The organism is Enterobacter sp. CFEC122, assembly GCF_052983755.1.
Genome location: NZ_JBRIQR010000008.1, coordinates 1 through 17267, shown reverse-complemented (window position 1 = coordinate 17267; position 17267 = coordinate 1). Strand labels below are relative to the sequence as shown.

Here is a 17267-nt window from a genome sequence, read left to right as displayed (position 1 = left end):
TGGGGCAACGTTAGCCGCCCGAACTTAAACGAATCCTCAACAGGCTGGACTGGAGGGCATTCCAGTCGGCGTTAACCGCACTAATTAACTCTATTCGGCTGTCAGGCGGCGCCACGTTCTGCGTTTCAATGAAGAAATCGTCGCCCTGGCGGTTGATCCGCACCAGTCCGTCCGGCGTGCGCATGATCCCTTTCACGCGATCGACGGGCGCAAGGCGGGCCCACTCCAGAATCCCGATAGTATCGAAAACGGTCTCAGCATCGAAAATCCATCCGCAGGCCTGGTATCCCTGGCCGCTGTTCAGGTTACGACGCCAGCGCTGGTGCTCCGGCAGGCTCAGGGCTGCCAGACCCTGCTTAACCGGATGGCTGTGCGCATGATCCGCGCTGGCAGGCAGCTCGGTGAGGTTCAGACGAGGCAGGTCAAGCAGGGTGCTATCAATATTCCCCTGGGTGGTCTGCACCCGCGTGCGATTGCCGCCAAAATGTTGCCACCACGCCTCCAGCGCGGCCTGGCTTTCAGGCGTGGCGCGATCTTCCTTGTTGGCGACGATAACGTCCGCCGAGGCGAGCTGATCGCGGAAGTTCTCGTTGGCCACCGCCTTGTCATCCAGAAGCTGACGCGGATCGAGCAGGCACAGTGTGGCGCGCAGATCGATCCACGGCTCGTAAACCGGGGCGGTCAGTAAATCGAGGATCTGCTTCGGGTGGCCCAGCCCGGTGGGCTCAATCAGCAGGCGGTCGGGTTTGCCCTGACGCAGCAGGGTATTGAGCCCCACCTGCATCGGCAGGCCATTGACGCAGCACATGCATCCGCCGGGGATCTCTTTAATCATCGCGCCGCTGGATGACAGTAACGCGCCGTCAATGCCCACCTCGCCAAATTCATTGACCAGCACGGCCCACTTCTCGGCCGGATCTTTATTCGCCAGCAGGTGGAGAATTGAGGTGGTTTTACCGCTGCCGAGAAAACCGGTGATGAGGTTGGTTTTGGTCACGTGCGCTCCGGATGAGAATGATGATGCGATAACACTGTTCTCTATCCTGGCGAAAAACGTGACCTGTGAGAAGGGGAAGGGCGAACGAAGGCTTTATCCGTTCGCGTTAAGCGCAACAATCGTTAAATATTTAACGTTTCGATAACAGCCTGACGTGCGCCGTGACGGGTGATGCGCTGATAGGCCTGGCTAACAGCCTCAACAAAAACACGATTGTGCGCGAGATCGTGACCAAACACTTCGCTCAGCCCCAGCAGCGCGGGGACGCGGTCGATGTCGCTGCTGGCGTTGACGATCGTGCGGATTTTATCGCTGAGGGGATCGCGAACGTCAATCGCGTTGCCGCGCTCGTCGGTGCCGCTGACGTAGCGTATCCAGCCGGCCACGCCCAGGGCCAGCAGCGGCCACGGCGTGTTTCGCTCAAGATGAACGCGGATCCCGTCCAGCATTCTTTGCGGAAGCTTCTGGCTACCGTCCATCGCGATTTGCCAGGTCCGATGCTGGAGGGCCGGGTTGGCAAAGCGTTCGATCAGGCTATCGGCATACGCGGTGAGGTCGACATCCTTAATCCGTAACGTGGGGGCCTGCTCGTTCAGCATCAGCCGACGGGCGGCTTCCCGGAACGCTGCATCCTCCATGCATTCATTAATATGCGCGTAGCCGGCAAGATACCCGAGATACGCCAGGAAAGAGTGGCTGCCGTTGAGCATGCGTAATTTCATCTGCTCCCACGGCAGAACATCCTGCACCATCTGGACACCCGCCACTTCCCACTCGGGACGGCCGGCGACAAAATTATCTTCTATTACCCACTGAATGAACGGCTCGCAGCTGATGGCGCACGGATCTTCCACGCCGAGCGCGTCGGTGATTTCCGCCAGCGAGGCCTCCGTCGCGGCGGGAACAATCCTGTCGACCATCGTTCCGGGGAAGCTTACGTGGGTATCGATCCATTCAGATAACCCTGCGGAACGTTTTTGCGCCATGCCCAGCACGGCGTTTTTCACCACGTGCCCGTTGTCCGGGATATTGTCGCAAGAGAGCACGGTAAAGGCAGGCAGGCCGCGCTCGCGGCGGCGGTGGAGGGCTTCGACCAGGATCCCAGGGGCGGAATGTGGCTCTGAGGGGTTTTCAAGGTCGTGGACGATCCGGGGGTTATTCAGGTCGAGCTTCCCGGTCGCGGGATCGATGCAATAGCCTTTCTCTGTGATGGTGAGCGAGACAATCGCGACCTGAGGCTCGCAAAATTTCTCAATAATGGCGGGCAGGGAGTCCAGCTTTGCGTTCAGGCATTCATGGACGGCACCGACGATAATGGCCTCATTTCCTTCAGCCCCTTTTTCCAGCACGGTGAACAGATGATCCTGCGCGCGCAGCTGGCTCATCAGCACGTCGCCGCTGAAGAGGCTAATCTCACAAATCCCCCAGTCGCCGCCTTTTTCATTCAGCACCCGATTTGTTAACAAGGCCTGGTGCGCACGGTGAAACGCGCCAAAGCCAAAGTGGACGATGCGGGAGCGCAGTTGCTGACGATCGTAGCGCGGTTGCTGAACCCGGGCAGGAAGGGCGGTGGAGGCAATTGTCTTCATGAGATACACCTGATTAACCATTAATTAACAATGCCAGTGTAAAGTTATATGACAGCAAATAAAATTGGTGAGCCGTAAATATCCCCGTTATGTGAGTTTGATCAATCAATGTGTGGCGGTGTATTGACCCTTCGCGGTAAACATGTATGGTAGTCGTCATTGTAGTAACGCATATTGGTATAACAACTTAAGAGGGTGAGGCAATGGAACAAACCTGGCGTTGGTACGGGCCGAACGATCCGGTTTCTCTTGATGATGTGCGTCAGGCTGGCGCAACGGGTGTCGTCACGGCGCTGCATCATATTCCTAACGGTCAGGTCTGGCCGGTAGAGGAAATACAGACGCGTCAGGCGCTGCTGGCGGAAAAAGGATTAACCTGGTCTGTGGTAGAAAGCATTCCGGTTCACGAAGACATCAAAACCCATTCCGGCGAGTATCAGGCCTGGATTGCCAACTATCAGCAGAGCATCCGTAACCTCGCGGCCTGCGGTATTGATACCGTTTGCTACAACTTCATGCCCATTCTGGACTGGACGCGTACAGACCTCGAATATCAAATGCCGGACGGCTCAAAAGCGCTGCGCTTCGATCAGATTGCCTTTGCGGCATTCGAACTGCACATTCTGAAACGCCCTGGCGCCGACGCGGATTACACCGCTGAAGAGCAGCAGCAGGCGCTCCAATGGTTCAATGCCGCCAGCGACGCGGATATCGAAAAGCTGACCCGTAATATTATTGCGGGCCTGCCGGGTGCCGAAGAGGGGTATACGCTGGATCAGTTCCGCGCCCGCCTGGCGGAGTACGGCAATATTGATAAGCAGCAGCTGCGTGAAAACATGGCGTATTTCCTGCGCGCAATTGTGCCGGTCGCGGAAGAGGTGGGGGTTCGCCTGGCGGTACATCCGGACGATCCACCGCGTCCTATCCTCGGCCTGCCGCGTATCGTGTCTACGATTGAAGATATGCAGTGGCTGAAAGAGACGGTCGACAGCATTCACAACGGCTTTACCATGTGTACCGGCTCCTACGGCGTGCGGGCCGATAACGATCTGGTGCGGATGATTGAAACCTTCGGCGATCGCATTCACTTTACGCATCTGCGCGCGACCTGCCGTGAAGAGAACCCAAAAACCTTCCACGAGGCGGCGCACCTGGGCGGTGATGTGAATATGGTCGCGGTGGTGGACGCTATTCTGGCGGAAGAGGCGCGTCGCAAGCAGGCTGGCGATGTGCGTCCTATCCCGTTCCGTCCGGATCACGGACACCAGATGCTGGACGATCTGCGTAAGAAAACCAACCCGGGCTATTCGGCGATTGGCCGTCTTAAAGGGATGGCGGAAGTGCGCGGCGTTGAGCTGGCGCTGAAGATGACGAAGTATCCGGAGCTGCTGTAAACGGAATTGCCGGGTGGCGGCTTCGCCTTACCCAGCCTACAAAAACACAAAAACCGGCTTCTGGGCCGGTTTTTTCGTAGGTCGGGTAAGCGTAGCGCCACCCGACAAACGCCGCAATCAGTCAGCGCGACCCATATAGCGTTTTTCTTCGATATGGATGCGGATTTTCTCGCCAGCAGAAAGGTATTCCGGCACCTGCACAACCAGGCCGGTGGTCAGGGTAGCCGGTTTGTTGCGGGCACTGGCGGATGCGCCTTTGATGCCTGGTGCGGTTTCAACGATTTCCAGATCGACGGTCTGAGGCAGTTCCAGCGCCAACAGCACGCCGTCCCAGGTCAGAACCTGCATATCAGGCATACCGCCTTCCGGGATGAACAGCAGCTCTTCTTCAATCTGGTCTTTGGTGAAGATATACGGGGTGTAATCTTCTTTGTCCATGAACACGTATTCGTTGCCGTCGATGTAGGAGAAATCAACATAGCGACGGGTCAGGGTCACGGTATCGACGATATCGTCCCCTTTAAAGCGCTCTTCCACCTTCAGGCCGGTACGCACATCGGCGAAACGCATTTTGTACAGCGTAGCTGCACCACGGGCGCTTGGTGCCTGAATATCGATATCTTTCACAATCAGCAATTTGCCGTTGTAATTCAGTACCATACCTTTCTTAATTTCGTTCGCTCTTGGCATTGCAGTAATCCTGTTTACGGGAGGTAAAAAATATCGCGCCAAATTACTCGCGCGCGGCCTTTCAGGCAAGAGGAATTCGTGGCTTTTGCTATCAATACACAAAAGGTGTTACTGTGCGCGCGATGCCCGACCGTACGGGCATTCGCCAGCGGAAGAGAGCATTTATGGATTGTCGTCCCGATTGTGGCGCGTGCTGTACTGCACCGTCCATTTCAAGCCCCATTCCAGGAATGCCCGAGGGCAAGCCTGCCAATACCCGCTGCGTTCAGCTCTCGGAAACGAACCTGTGCATGATCTTTGGCTCACCGTTGCGCCCGAAGGTCTGCTCCGGGCTTCAGCCCACGGCTGAAATGTGCGGCAGCACGCGAGAGCAGGCGATAACGTACCTTCTTGAGCTGGAAGCGCTCACCGCGCCTTAAACGTCTTTAATCCTCGCCAGACAGCCCATCGTCAGCGTACACATCACCAGCGCAATCCAGAACACCGTGTAATAGTTCCAGATTTCGGCCACGACACCGGCCATTGAACCGGCAATAATCCAGCCCACGCGGGTGGTATTAGTATAAAGGGTGGTGGCGGAGCCTGCCTGGCCCGGCATCAGATCCTGGAAATAAAGCATGCCTATCCCGGCGAGAATACCAATATAGATAGCGTTCAGCAGCTGTAACGCCAGCAACAGCCCCGGCGTATGTACCGTCAGCATACCGATATAAAACAGCAGACCGGCGACGGCGGCGATGCGCATTAAAAAACGTTTCCCGAAGCGCTTTGCGTAATAGCCTGCGATCAGCATGGTCGGGATCTCAAGCCCGGCTGCGGTGCCCATCATGATGCCCGCCAGCTTCTCCGGCAGGTGCAGTTCATTAATGATAAACAGCGGCATATTGATGATATACAGGCTATTGGTGCCCCACATCAGCGTGCAGATCGCGAACAGGAGCAGGGCATCGCGGCGGTTACGGCGCGGCGCTTCCAGCACGCCCGTTGCCACCTTGGGCTCTTTGCGCATGGACGGCAGGAAGAACCACACCAGCGCGCCGCACGCCACAAACGCGACTGCCGCGCTCAGGTACATCACCGTAAAGCCAAAACCCATCGCCAGCGCGTAGGCCAGCGGCGGGCCAATCACCCACGCCAGCGACACCTGCGCACGCAGGACAGAGCTGAACATCACCGCTTCACGTCCGGTATGGTCGGCGTGTTCGCGGGCAAGCGCAAACAGCTGTGGGTTAGCCGTCGAGCCAAAGCTGCTCAGGAATACCCCGACGAAAAGCAGAATGAAGTAGTTGCGGTTCCAGGCAAAAAGAACGCAGGCCATGACCCCCAGCAGGCAGCAGAAAACGATCAGGCTTTTACGATCGCCTTTTCTGTCGGAGCGCCCCGCCAGAAACTGACTGACCAGGATGCCGATGATGGCGCTTCCGGTAAAAAAGAAGCCAACCAGCGCCGGACGAACATGAACCTCATTGGTCAGAAATAAGCTCAGCGTCGGCGTCTGTAACGCACCGGCAATGCCCGTGAAAAAGGCAACAATCAGGAAGGCCGCTGAGGTCAAGTCAAAGGGCTTTGGCGAGGCAGCCGCAGGGGTGTTATGCATGTTTTATAATTAGCGAGTAGCAGAGAGGGGCGGAGTGTACGCCGTCAGCTAAAAAATAAACAGTGGGTGCGGTCAATGATGCCACGAAAAATCAAAATGGCATTTCAACTTGTCTCTCACGCTGCTGACCTTAGCTGAAACTGACTTGCTGAACTTCAGCAAAATTCAGCTCAATGAAGAAGAAATGTGCTGTATCTCTAAATTCTGATATCAGAAAGACGAGTTTACTTGCAAGGTACAGCAGAAAGCGCAAGACTTTTTGAAACGTTTCAGCGCTATCTTGTTTTAACAAACGGAGCAGGCTAGCGCATTTTTTCTCATTAAAGCTAAAACGATTCAAGTTCAGCAGGAGTGGAGAACCATGTTCCAGTTATCTGTTCAGGATATCCACCCGGGCGCTCAGGCCGGGGATAAAGAAGAGGCTATTCGCCAGGTTGCCGCTGCGCTTGTGCAGGCGGGTAACGTCGCGGACGGCTATGTCAACGGCATGCTGGCCCGCGAGCAGCAGACTTCAACCTTCCTCGGCAATGGCATTGCCATTCCGCACGGTACCACCGACACCCGCGATCAGGTGCTGAAAACCGGCGTTAAGGTGTATCAGTTCCCGCAGGGCGTGCTCTGGGGCGACGGTCAGGTGGCCTATGTGGCCATCGGTATCGCGGCCAGCAGCGATGAACATTTAGGTCTGCTGCGTCAGCTGACGCATGTCCTGAGCGATGACGCGGTGGCTGAACAGCTTAAATCCGCCACCACCGCGGAAGAGCTGCGCGCCTTGCTGATGGGCGAAAAACAGAGTGAAGCGCTGAAACTGGATAATGAAACGCTGACGCTGGATGTGGTTGCTTCCGATCTGGTGACGCTGCAGGCGCTGAACGCGGGTCGTCTGAAAGAAGCCGGCGCGGCGGATGCCACCTTTGTGACGCGCGTGATTAACGATAAGCCGTTGAATCTGGGTCAGGGCATCTGGCTGAACGACAGTGCTGAAGGCAACCTGCGCAGTGCGATTGCCGTGAGCCGTGCTGCCACGGCGTTTGAGGTAGAAGGCGAGCGCGCAGCCATGCTGGTGACCGTCGCGATGGCTGATGAACAGCCGGTTTCCGTGCTGAAGCGTCTTGGCGATCTGCTGCTGAACAACAAAGCTGAAAAACTGCTGAACGCTGATGCATCCACCGTGCTGGCACTGCTGACCAGTGATGATGCGCTGACGGATGACGTGCTAACCGCGGAGTTCGTGGTGCGTAACGAGCACGGCCTGCATGCCCGTCCGGGCACCATGCTGGTGAATACCATTAAACAATTTGAGAGTGAGATTACCGTGGCGAATCTTGATGGCACGGGCAAACCGGCCAACGGCCGTAGTCTGATGAAAGTGGTCGCGCTGGGCGTGAAGAAAGGCCACCGTCTGCGTTTCACCGCGCAGGGTGCCGATGCTGAACAGGCGCTGAAAGCGATTGGCGATGCCATCGCGGCGGGTCTGGGGGAGGGCGCATAATGAGCAGACGTGTTGCGACTATTACGCTGAACCCGGCTTATGACCTGGTGGGGTTTTGCCCGGAAATTGAGCGCGGCGAAGTTAACCTCGTGCGTACCACCGGCCTGCATGCTGCGGGCAAAGGGATTAACGTCGCGAAAGTGCTCAAGGATCTCGGTATCGATGTCACCGTGGGCGGATTCCTCGGCAAAGACAACCAGGATGGTTTCCAGCAGCTGTTCAGCGAGCTGGGCATTGCCAACCGTTTCCAGGTTGTTCAGGGCCGTACCCGTATCAACGTTAAGCTGACGGAGAAAGACGGTGAAGTGACCGATCTGAACTTCTCTGGCTTCGAAGTGACGCCGTCAGACTGGGAACGCTTTGTCAACGACTCGCTGACCTGGCTGGGGCAGTTTGACATGGTGTGCGTCAGCGGCAGCCTGCCATCCGGCGTCAGCCCGGAAGCGTTTACCGACTGGATGACGCGCCTGCGCAGCCAGTGCCCATGCATTATTTTTGACAGCAGCCGTGACGCGCTGGTCGCGGGCCTGAAAGCCTCTCCGTGGCTGGTGAAGCCAAATCGCCGCGAACTGGAGATCTGGGCGGGCCGTAAGCTGCCAGAATTAAAAGATGTGATTGACGCTGCCCATGCGCTGCGCGAGCAGGGTATCGCTCACGTGGTGATCTCTCTTGGTGCAGAAGGCGCGTTGTGGGTTAACGCGTCTGGCGAATGGATCGCCAAACCGCCGTCAATGGAGGTTGTGAGTACCGTTGGCGCAGGGGATTCCATGGTTGGCGGACTGATTTATGGTCTGCTGATGCGGGAATCCAGTGAACATACCTTACGTCTTGCCACTGCCGTTGCTGCCCTGGCCGTCAGCCAGAGCAATGTCGGTATTACCGATCGTACCCAGTTAGCCGCGATGATGGCGCGCGTTGACTTAAAACCTTTTAACTAACAGCAGGAGAGGAATAATGAAAACGCTGCTGATCATTGACTCCGGTCTCGGACAGGCACGCGCCTATATGGCGAAGACCTTGCTGGGAGCGGCGGCGAACAAAGCACATCTCGAGATGACTGATAACCCGGGCGATGCCGAACTGGCCATTGTCCTGGGCGACAACATCCCGGCTGACAGTGCGCTGAACGGCAAAAAAGTGTGGCTGGGCGATATTAATCGCGCGGTGGCACATCCGGAACTGTTCCTGAGCGAAGCGAAAGGTCACGCGTCTGTCTACAGCGCGCCTGTCGCGACGGCACCGGCTGCGGCCACGGGCCCGAAACGCATTGTGGCGGTGACGGCCTGTCCGACGGGGGTGGCTCACACCTTTATGGCGGCTGAAGCCATTGAAACCGAAGCGAAAAAACGCGGCTGGTGGGTAAAAGTTGAAACGCGCGGCTCCGTCGGTGCCGGCAATGCCATCACCCCAGAGGAAGTGGTGGAGGCCGATCTGGTGATTGTGGCGGCGGATATCGAAGTGGACCTGGCGAAATTTGCCGGTAAGCCAATGTACCGTACCTCTACAGGCCTGGCGCTGAAAAAGACCGCGCAGGAGTTTGATAAAGCGCTGGTGGAAGCGAAGCCGTATCAGGCAACCGGCGCGCGCCAGACCGCGACGGAAGGGAAGAAAGAGTCCGCAGGCGCCTATCGTCACCTGCTGACCGGCGTGTCTTACATGCTGCCGATGGTGGTCGCGGGCGGTCTGTGTATCGCGCTCTCGTTCGCGTTTGGTATCACGGCGTTTAAAGAAGAAGGAACGCTGGCGGCAGCGCTGATGCAGATCGGCGGGGGCTCAGCCTTCGCCCTGATGGTGCCGGTACTGGCGGGCTTTATTGCCTTCTCCATTGCTGACCGCCCGGGTCTGACCCCGGGGCTTATCGGCGGTATGCTGGCCGTGAGCACCGGTTCTGGCTTTATCGGCGGTATCATCGCGGGCTTCCTCGCCGGTTACGTCGCGAAGCTGATTAGCTCGAAGCTGAAGCTGCCGCAGAGTATGGAAGCGCTGAAGCCGATCCTGATCATTCCGCTGATTTCCAGCCTGGTGGTCGGCCTGGCGATGATTTACCTGATTGGTAAGCCGGTTGCGGGCATCCTGGCGGGTCTGACCCACTGGCTGCAGACCATGGGCACCGCGAACGCGGTTCTGCTGGGGGCAATCCTCGGCGGCATGATGTGTACCGACATGGGTGGTCCGGTGAACAAAGCGGCGTACGCCTTTGGTGTGGGCCTGCTGAGTACCCAGACCTACGCGCCAATGGCAGCCATCATGGCGGCAGGCATGGTGCCTCCGCTGGCGCTCGGCCTGGCGACGATTATTGCCCGTCGTAAGTTCGATAAAGCGCAGCAGGAAGGCGGTAAAGCCGCGCTGGTGCTGGGTCTGTGCTTCATCACCGAAGGCGCGATTCCGTTCGCGGCGCGTGACCCAATGCGTGTGCTGCCGTGCTGTATCGCAGGTGGTGCGGTAACGGGTGCAATCTCCATGGCGATTGGCGCAAAACTGATGGCACCACACGGCGGTCTGTTCGTGCTGCTGATCCCTGGCGCCATCACCCCGGTACTGGGCTACCTGCTGGCGATTGTTGCCGGTACGCTGGTGGCGGGCCTCTCTTACGCGGTGCTGAAACGTCCGGAAGCGGAAGTTGTGGCGAAAGCAGCGTAAGCGGTAAGCAATAAAAAAGCCGGGTGCTAATGCAACCCGGCTTTTTTTATGCCGCCTGTTCAGCGGTTTGCTGTGCCTTCAGCCAGGCAATCTCTTCTGCCCAGATGTCCGGATTGATGGTTTCAAGCACCATCGGAATACCGTCGAAGCGAGCGTCCTGCATGATAAAGCGAAACGCATCGTGGCCAATGTTGCCTTCGCCCAGGCTGTGATGGCGGTCAACGCGGCTACCAAAGGCGCTTTTCGCATCGTTTAAGTGCATTCCACGCAGGTATTTAAAGCCCACAATGCGCTCGAACTCATCAAACGTGTTTTTTGTTGCCTCGGTGGTGCGCAGGTCATAACCGGCGGCAAAGGCGTGGCAGGTATCAATGCACACGCCGACGCGGGATTTGTCCTCCACGCCGTCGATAATCGCCGCCAGATGTTCGAACTTAAAGCCGAGGTTGCTGCCCTGACCGGCGGTGTTCTCAATCACCGCCGTCACGCCTTTGGTTTTATCCAGCGTGATGTTAATGGACTCTGCAATGCGCGCCAGGCAGGCATCTTCGTCGATCTGCATCAGATGGCTGCCCGGATGGAAGTTCAGCAGCGTCAGCCCCAGCTGTTCGCAGCGTTGCACTTCATCCAGAAACGCCTCTCGGGATTTTTCCAGCGCTTCTTCAACCGGGTGACCGAGGTTGATCAGGTAGCTGTCGTGGGGGAGGATCTGGCCGGGCCCGTAGCGGTATTTCTCACAGGCGGCTTTGAAATCATCAATCACCTCAGCGGTGAGCGGTGCGGCGCGCCACTGGCGCTGATTTTTGGTGAACAGGGCGAAAGCGGTCGCCTCAATTTCGGCGGCACGAATGGCGGCATTCGCAAGGCCACCTGCAGCGCTGACGTGCGCTCCAACATATTTCATAAAGGGACTCCTGTTAACCCGAAATGCCTATGATAGCGGGTTAACAGGAGAAGGATGTAGTGGTTTATGCCATCAGGCTATGGACCGCGAGGTTAATTGCGCCACCGCCGACAATCAGCCAGATGAAGAGCACCAGCGCCATCAGCAGCGGTTTCGCACCGGCTTTTTTCAGCGCGCTGACGTGTGTGGTCACCCCCAGCGCCGCCATGGCCATCGCCAGCAGTACGGTATCCAGCGTCACCAGCATATCCACCACCGCTTTCGGCAGCAGGTGGAAGGAGTTAAAGATAGCGACCACGATGAACAGGATCGCAAACCACGGAATGGTGATTTTGCTCTTCTCGCTGCCGCCCGCCGGAGCCAGCTGTTTAACCCGTGCGGCCAGGAAAATCAGGAACGGCGCCAGCATCATCACGCGCAGCATTTTGGCAATCACCGCCGCGTTTTCGGCGTCCGGGTTAATGGCATGTCCTGCTGCGACCACCTGGGCCACTTCGTGCATGGTCGAGCCGATATAGATGCCGTAGGTTTCCGGGCTAAACCAGTGGGCGACCAGCGGATACATGGCCGGGTAGAGGAAAATCGCCAGCGTCCCGAAGATCACCACCGTCGCGACGGCAACCGTTACCTTGCTGGCTTCGGCTTTCACGACCGGCTCCGTTGCCAGCACCGCCGCTGCGCCACAGATACTGCTCCCGGCACCGATCAGCCAGCTGGTTTGCCTGTCCAGTCCAAACACTTTCTGACCGATAAAGCAGGCCAGTAAAAAGGTGCTGGTCAGGGTCAGAACGTCGATGGCGATCCCGCTCGCACCCACATCCGCAATCTGCGAAAAGGTGAGACGAAAGCCATAAAGAATGATCCCAAGACGCAGCAGATGCTGCTTGGCAAAGATCACGCCGCCGTCGCAGGATTTCCAGATATGTGGATAAACGGTGTTACCCACGACCATGCCGAGCAAAATGGCGAGCGTCAGCGCGCTGAAACCTGCGCCTGCGATGGCCGGGATGCTGCCGCCCCATAGCGCGACGGCGGTCACTGCGGCGCTGAGCGCAAGACCCGGCACGAAGTGCCACACTGTACGATGATGTTGTAAGGTGATTTCTGACATAACCTTCTCCTTTGTCTGGCTAAAGGTTACGGCGGTCTGGCTTAAAAAATAAAATTGATTATATACTTATAATCAATCTATATAAGTGGTAAGCAACCATGCACATTACTTTGCGTCAGCTGGAAGTGTTTGCCGAGGTGCTGAAAAGCGGCTCGACGACCCAGGCGTCACAAATGCTGGCGCTCTCTCAGTCTGCGGTCAGCGCGGCGTTGACCGATCTTGAAGGACAACTGGGCGTTCAGCTTTTCGACAGGGTAGGGAAGCGTCTGGTGGTCAACGAACACGGTCGTCTTCTTTATCCACGCGCGCTGGCGCTGCTGGAGCAGGCTATCGAAATCGAACAGCTGTTCCGCGAAGATAACGGCGCGATCCGCGTCTACGCCAGCAGCACCATCGGCAATTACATCCTGCCGGAGGTGATCGCCCGCTATCGTCGGGATTTCCCGACCCTGCCGCTGGAGATGAGCGTGGGCAATAGCCAGGACGTCATCAACGCGGTGATCGACTTCCGCGTGGATATCGGCCTCATCGAGGGGCCCTGCCACAACGTCGATATCATTGCCGAGCCCTGGCTGGAAGACGAGCTGGTGGTGTTTGCGTCCCCGGCCTCGTCATTATTGCAGGGCGAGGTGACGCTGGAGCGGCTGGCGCAGGCGCAGTGGATCCTGCGCGAGCAGGGCTCCGGCACGCGTGAAATTGTCGATTACCTGCTGCTGTCCCATCTGCCGCATTTCCAGCTGGGGATGGAATTGGGGAACTCAGAGGCGATTAAGCACGCGGTGCGCCACGGATTGGGTATCAGCTGTCTTTCCCGGCGCGTTATTGCCGAACAGCTGGAAACCGGATCGCTGGTGGAGATTCCCGTTCCGCTTCCGAAACTGGTGCGCACGCTGTGGTGCATTCATCATCGCCAGAAACACCTTTCCAGCTCCCTGCAGCGTTTTCTGCGCTATTGCGAAATCTGACAGCGTCCCTCACCCCAAAGGGGAGAGGGAAAAATTATGCTTTACTTATAATCCTGGCCGCGTCATGAAGCTCTCTTATAACTGAGTATTTCTGCCGGAAGGAACGCGGATCGTCTGCTACAATCGCGCCTCATTTATTAAATGGACAGCATTTTCATATGGTTTCAGAAATTAAAACCACAGAAGCGCCCACGCTACGTCGTGAACTCAAGGCGCGTCACCTGACGATGATCGCCATTGGCGGCTCCATCGGTACAGGTCTTTTCGTTGCCTCTGGCGCAACGATTTCGGCAGCCGGCCCGGGTGGGGCACTTTTCTCTTATATCCTGATTGGCCTGATGGTGTACTTCCTGATGACCAGTCTCGGCGAACTGGCCGCGTACATGCCGGTATCCGGTTCGTTCTCGACCTACGGTCAAAAATACGTTGAAGAAGGCTTCGGCTTCGCGCTGGGCTGGAACTACTGGTACAACTGGGCGGTCACCATCGCCGTTGACCTTGTCGCCGCACAGCTGGTGATGAACTGGTGGTTCCCGGATACGCCGGGCTGGATCTGGAGCGCCCTGTTCCTGGCCGTCATCTTCCTGCTGAACTACATCTCCGTGCGCGGTTTCGGCGAAGCGGAATACTGGTTCTCTTTGATCAAAGTGGCAACCGTCATCATCTTTATCGTCGTCGGTGTGGCGATGATCGTTGGTATTTTCAAAGGCGCTGAACCTGCGGGCTGGAGTAACTGGACAATAGGCGATGCGCCGTTTGCCGGTGGACTGTCGGCAATGATTGGCGTGGCAATGATTGTCGGCTTCTCCTTCCAGGGAACCGAGCTGATTGGCATTGCTGCCGGTGAGTCAGAGAACCCGGAGAAGAATATTCCGCGCGCGGTTCGTCAGGTCTTCTGGCGTATCCTGCTGTTCTATGTGTTCGCGATCCTGATTATCAGCCTGATCATTCCGTACACCGATCCAAGCCTGCTGCGTAATGACGTCAAAGACATTAGCGTCAGCCCGTTCACGCTGGTCTTCCAGCATGCCGGCCTGCTTTCAGCCGCAGCAGTGATGAACGCCGTTATCCTGACCGCCGTACTTTCTGCCGGTAACTCCGGAATGTACGCGTCCACCCGTATGCTCTACACGCTGGCATGCGACGGTAAAGCACCGCGTATTTTCGCGAAGCTGTCCCGTGGCGGCGTACCGCGCAACGCACTGTACGCCACAACGGTGATTGCCGGCCTGTGCTTCCTGACCTCTATGTTTGGCAACCAGACGGTGTACCTGTGGCTGCTTAACACCTCCGGGATGACGGGCTTTATTGCCTGGCTGGGGATTGCCATTAGCCACTATCGTTTCCGCCGTGGCTACGTCAAACAGGGTTATGACGTTAACCAGCTGCCGTATCGCTCAGGGTTCTTCCCGCTGGGTCCCATTTTCGCCTTCATTCTGTGCCTGATTATTACGCTGGGACAGAACTATGAAGCGTTCCTGGCGGACACCATTGACTGGGGCGCCGTCACGGCAACCTACATTGGTATTCCGCTGTTCCTCGTCATCTGGTTTGGCTACAAGCTGACGAAAGGAACACACTTCGTTCGCTACAGTGAAATGGAATTCCCGGAACGATTTAAACAATAATCGCACTTCCTCTCTCTTAGCCCGCTCGTTTGAGCGGGCTTTTTTATTCCCGCCCCCTGTAACAAAGATATATTTCTTAACAATTTAATTGATAATAATTATCGTTTGCTTTATCGTTATCAAAAATAAGCGTGTCACCGACCCACCGGAGATGTGGGCGGCAAGGAAGACGCTGTGAGCAATGATGATTTGATTGAGTTGTATTTACCTCATGGAGATATGGAATGTTTAGGTTGAATCCCTTCGTCAGGGGAGGACTTTGTGCGTCCGCAATGTCCCTGGCCCTGCCTGTTATCGCAGCGGAATCCGGCGACACAATGGTTGTCACGGCTTCCGCGACCGAGCAAAACCTGAAAGACGCACCGGCAAGCATCAGCGTGATTACCCAGGAAGATTTGCAGCGCAAACCCGTTCAGAACCTGAAAGATGTGTTACGGGATGTGCCGGGCGTGCAGCTCACGAGCGAAGGGGACAACCGTAAAGGGGTAAGTATTCGCGGGCTGGACAGCAGCTACACGCTGATCCTGATCGACGGCAAGCGCGTCAATTCCCGTAACGCAGTGTTCCGCCATAATGATTTCGACCTCAACTGGGTGCCGGTTGACGCCATCGAACGAATCGAAGTCGTGCGCGGGCCGATGTCCTCGCTTTATGGCTCCGATGCGCTGGGCGGCGTAGTGAACATTATCACCAAAAAAATCGGCCAGAAATGGACGGGCACCCTGAGCGCTGATTCCACAATTCAGGAACATCGCGATCGTGGTGATACGTACGACGGCCAGTTCTATACCAGCGGTCCGCTGGTGGACGGCCTGCTGGGGCTGAAAGCCTACGGTAGCCTCGCAAAGCGTGAGAAAGACGGTCAGCAGAAGTCCTCTACCACGGCGAGCGGTGAAACACCGCGCATTGAAGGCTTCACCAGCCGCGATGCGAATGTGGAGTTCGCCTGGACGCCGTCTGAAAATCACGACTTTACGGCGGGCTACGGTTTCGACCGTCAGGATCGTGACTCGGATTCCCTCGACAAAAACCGCCTTGAGCGTCAGAACTACTCTCTCAGCCACAACGGCCGCTGGGGCATCGGCAACAGCGAGCTGAAGGTTTACGGCGAGAAGGTGGATAACAAAAACCCGGGCAACAGCAATCCGATCACCTCCGAGAGCAACGCGGTAGACGGGAAATACGTGCTGCCGCTGGGCGACATCAACCAGCTGATGACCTTCGGCGGCGAATGGCGTCACGATAAGCTTAAGGATCCGGTCAACCTGACGGGCGGCTCCGGCAGCAGTACGTCGACAAGCCAGTATGCCCTGTTCCTGGAGGACGAGTGGCGTATTTTTGAACCTCTGGCGCTGACCACCGGCATCCGTATGGACGACCATGATACCTACGGCGACCACTGGAGCCCGCGCGCCTATCTGGTCTACAACGCGGCCGATACCGTCACGGTGAAAGGGGGCTGGGCGACCGCGTTTAAAGCGCCGTCACTGCTGCAGCTGAGCCCGGACTGGGTCACCGGCTCGTGCCGCGGTGCCTGTGAGATTGTCGGTAACCCGGATCTGAAGCCGGAAACCAGCGAGAGCTTCGAATTCGGTCTCTACTACAGCGGGGAAGAGGGCTGGTTAGAGGGCGTACAGGCCAGCGTGACCACCTTCCAGAATAACGTCGATGACCGCATCAGCCTCAGCCGTACGGCCAATGCGAAACAGGCGCAGAGCTACCCTAACTACGTTGGCCTGAATGCAGACGGTGAACCGATTTTCCGCTACTACAACGTCAACAAGGCGCGCATCCGCGGGGTGGAGACCGAGCTGAAATTCCCATTGGCGGACGACTGGAAAGTGACGCTGAACTACACCTACAACGACGGTCGTGATATCAGCAACGGCGGCAACAAACCGCTGTCCGATCTGCCGTTCCACACCGCCAACGGGACCGTTGACTGGAAGGCGACGCAGGACTGGTCGTTCTATGTTCAGGGCAACTACACCGGTGAGAAACGCGCGCTGACCAGCAGCGACCCAACGCCGGGTGGCTATGTTATCTGGAATACCGGCACCGCGTGGCAGGCGACGAAAAGCGTGAAGCTGCGCGCGGGCGTGCAGAACCTGCTGGACAAAGATCTGAGCCGCGACGATTACAGCTACACGGAAGATGGCCGTCGCTACTTTGTCGGCGTGGATTATAAGTTCTGATGTAGCCTTGATGCCCGGTGGCGCTTCTGTATGACCGGATACATAGGTGACAGATCAGACCGGGA

The 17267-nt window shown here is 57.1% G+C and carries 14 protein-coding genes; 8 read left to right on the top strand and 6 right to left on the bottom strand.

Annotated features, from left to right (window positions below):
* Window positions 1–10: 10 nt before the first annotated feature.
* Together ACVCAM_RS07500 and ACVCAM_RS07495 are read right to left on the bottom strand one after the other, a co-directional pair.
* Entirely contained in the window at window positions 11–997 is a 987-nt protein-coding gene (locus ACVCAM_RS07500; RefSeq protein WP_008500943.1) for a CobW family GTP-binding protein, read from the bottom strand.
* Between the two features lie 122 nt (window positions 998–1119).
* The gene (locus tag ACVCAM_RS07495; protein WP_348570329.1) at window positions 1120–2586 is read right to left on the bottom strand and encodes a mannitol dehydrogenase family protein; all 1467 of its coding nucleotides are present in this window, start codon (window positions 2584–2586) and stop codon (window positions 1120–1122) included.
* A gap of 203 nt (window positions 2587–2789) precedes the next feature.
* On the opposite strand from ACVCAM_RS07495, the gene uxuA reads away from it, so the two are divergent.
* On the top strand, window positions 2790–3980 hold the full coding sequence (gene uxuA / locus ACVCAM_RS07490) for a mannonate dehydratase (protein ID WP_046091534.1): 1191 nt from the start codon (window positions 2790–2792) through the stop codon (window positions 3978–3980).
* Between the two features lie 117 nt (window positions 3981–4097).
* Here uxuA and yeiP read toward each other — a convergent pair whose 3' ends face one another.
* The gene (gene yeiP, locus ACVCAM_RS07485) at window positions 4098–4670 is read right to left on the bottom strand and encodes an elongation factor P-like protein YeiP (RefSeq protein WP_008500940.1); all 573 of its coding nucleotides are present in this window, start codon (window positions 4668–4670) and stop codon (window positions 4098–4100) included.
* Window positions 4671–4834: 164 nt separating this feature from the next.
* On the opposite strand from yeiP, the gene ACVCAM_RS07480 reads away from it, so the two are divergent.
* Complete coding sequence (locus ACVCAM_RS07480) at window positions 4835–5089, top strand: YkgJ family cysteine cluster protein (RefSeq protein ID WP_021241515.1); 255 nt, start codon at window positions 4835–4837, stop codon at window positions 5087–5089.
* On the opposite strand, the gene setB is transcribed toward ACVCAM_RS07480, so the two are convergent.
* A complete protein-coding gene (gene setB, locus ACVCAM_RS07475) occupies window positions 5086–6267 on the bottom strand; it encodes a sugar efflux transporter SetB (protein ID WP_407223527.1) in 1182 nt (393 codons plus the stop codon). The two genes, ACVCAM_RS07480 and setB, sit on opposite strands and share 4 nt — an antisense overlap.
* 361 nt (window positions 6268–6628) lie before the next feature.
* Between setB and fruB the strand changes: the two genes are divergently transcribed.
* Genes fruB through fruA form a run of 3 tightly spaced genes read left to right on the top strand, consistent with a single transcriptional unit; the run spans window position 6629 to window position 10399 of the window.
* A complete protein-coding gene (gene fruB, locus ACVCAM_RS07470) occupies window positions 6629–7759 on the top strand; it encodes a fused PTS fructose transporter subunit IIA/HPr protein (protein ID WP_039025028.1) in 1131 nt (376 codons plus the stop codon).
* Window positions 7759–8697: a 1-phosphofructokinase gene (gene fruK, locus ACVCAM_RS07465; protein ID WP_008500936.1), complete on the top strand. Its 939-nt coding sequence runs from the start codon at window positions 7759–7761 to the stop codon at window positions 8695–8697. The genes fruB and fruK overlap by 1 nt, the downstream gene beginning before the upstream one ends.
* A 16-nt stretch (window positions 8698–8713) precedes the next feature.
* On the top strand, window positions 8714–10399 hold the full coding sequence (gene fruA, locus ACVCAM_RS07460) for a PTS fructose transporter subunit IIBC (RefSeq protein WP_407223526.1): 1686 nt from the start codon (window positions 8714–8716) through the stop codon (window positions 10397–10399).
* Window positions 10400–10445: 46 nt separating this feature from the next.
* Here fruA and nfo read toward each other — a convergent pair whose 3' ends face one another.
* Both nfo and ACVCAM_RS07450 read right to left on the bottom strand, forming a co-directional pair.
* Window positions 10446–11303: a deoxyribonuclease IV gene (gene nfo / locus ACVCAM_RS07455; protein WP_023294038.1), complete on the bottom strand. Its 858-nt coding sequence runs from the start codon at window positions 11301–11303 to the stop codon at window positions 10446–10448.
* Window positions 11304–11367: 64 nt separating this feature from the next.
* A complete protein-coding gene (locus ACVCAM_RS07450; protein ID WP_023294037.1) occupies window positions 11368–12414 on the bottom strand; it encodes a YeiH family protein in 1047 nt (348 codons plus the stop codon).
* Window positions 12415–12512: 98 nt separating this feature from the next.
* On the opposite strand from ACVCAM_RS07450, the gene yieE reads away from it, so the two are divergent.
* The 3 genes from yieE to cirA all read left to right on the top strand — a co-directional run bounded on the left by yieE (window position 12513) and on the right by cirA (window position 17202).
* Window positions 12513–13379, top strand: coding sequence for a DNA-binding transcriptional regulator YeiE (gene yieE / locus ACVCAM_RS07445; RefSeq protein ID WP_008500932.1), 867 nt, complete (start codon window positions 12513–12515; stop codon window positions 13377–13379).
* A 158-nt stretch (window positions 13380–13537) separates the two neighbouring features.
* Window positions 13538–15007: an amino acid permease gene (locus tag ACVCAM_RS07440; RefSeq protein ID WP_008500931.1), complete on the top strand. Its 1470-nt coding sequence runs from the start codon at window positions 13538–13540 to the stop codon at window positions 15005–15007.
* 224 nt (window positions 15008–15231) lie between these two features.
* Window positions 15232–17202 carry a catecholate siderophore receptor CirA gene (cirA, locus tag ACVCAM_RS07435; protein WP_407223525.1) on the top strand — a complete coding sequence of 657 codons (1971 nt, stop codon included), beginning with the start codon at window positions 15232–15234 and terminating at the stop codon, window positions 17200–17202.
* Window positions 17203–17267 lie beyond the last annotated feature (65 nt).

Coding starts and splice junctions, on each gene's coding strand:
- yeiP (WP_008500940.1), bottom strand. CDS start 4,670: ATGCCAAGAGCGAACGAAATTAAGAAAGGTATGGTACTGAATTACAAC.
- fruK (WP_008500936.1), top strand. CDS start 7,759: ATGAGCAGACGTGTTGCGACTATTACGCTGAACCCGGCTTATGACCTG.
- ACVCAM_RS07480 (WP_021241515.1), top strand. CDS start 4,835: ATGGATTGTCGTCCCGATTGTGGCGCGTGCTGTACTGCACCGTCCATT.
- nfo (WP_023294038.1), bottom strand. CDS start 11,303: ATGAAATATGTTGGAGCGCACGTCAGCGCTGCAGGTGGCCTTGCGAAT.
- fruB (WP_039025028.1), top strand. CDS start 6,629: ATGTTCCAGTTATCTGTTCAGGATATCCACCCGGGCGCTCAGGCCGGG.
- ACVCAM_RS07450 (WP_023294037.1), bottom strand. CDS start 12,414: ATGTCAGAAATCACCTTACAACATCATCGTACAGTGTGGCACTTCGTG.
- setB (WP_407223527.1), bottom strand. CDS start 6,267: ATGCATAACACCCCTGCGGCTGCCTCGCCAAAGCCCTTTGACTTGACC.
- fruA (WP_407223526.1), top strand. CDS start 8,714: ATGAAAACGCTGCTGATCATTGACTCCGGTCTCGGACAGGCACGCGCC.
- cirA (WP_407223525.1), top strand. CDS start 15,232: ATGTTTAGGTTGAATCCCTTCGTCAGGGGAGGACTTTGTGCGTCCGCA.
- uxuA (WP_046091534.1), top strand. CDS start 2,790: ATGGAACAAACCTGGCGTTGGTACGGGCCGAACGATCCGGTTTCTCTT.
- ACVCAM_RS07440 (WP_008500931.1), top strand. CDS start 13,538: ATGGTTTCAGAAATTAAAACCACAGAAGCGCCCACGCTACGTCGTGAA.
- ACVCAM_RS07495 (WP_348570329.1), bottom strand. CDS start 2,586: ATGAAGACAATTGCCTCCACCGCCCTTCCTGCCCGGGTTCAGCAACCG.
- yieE (WP_008500932.1), top strand. CDS start 12,513: ATGCACATTACTTTGCGTCAGCTGGAAGTGTTTGCCGAGGTGCTGAAA.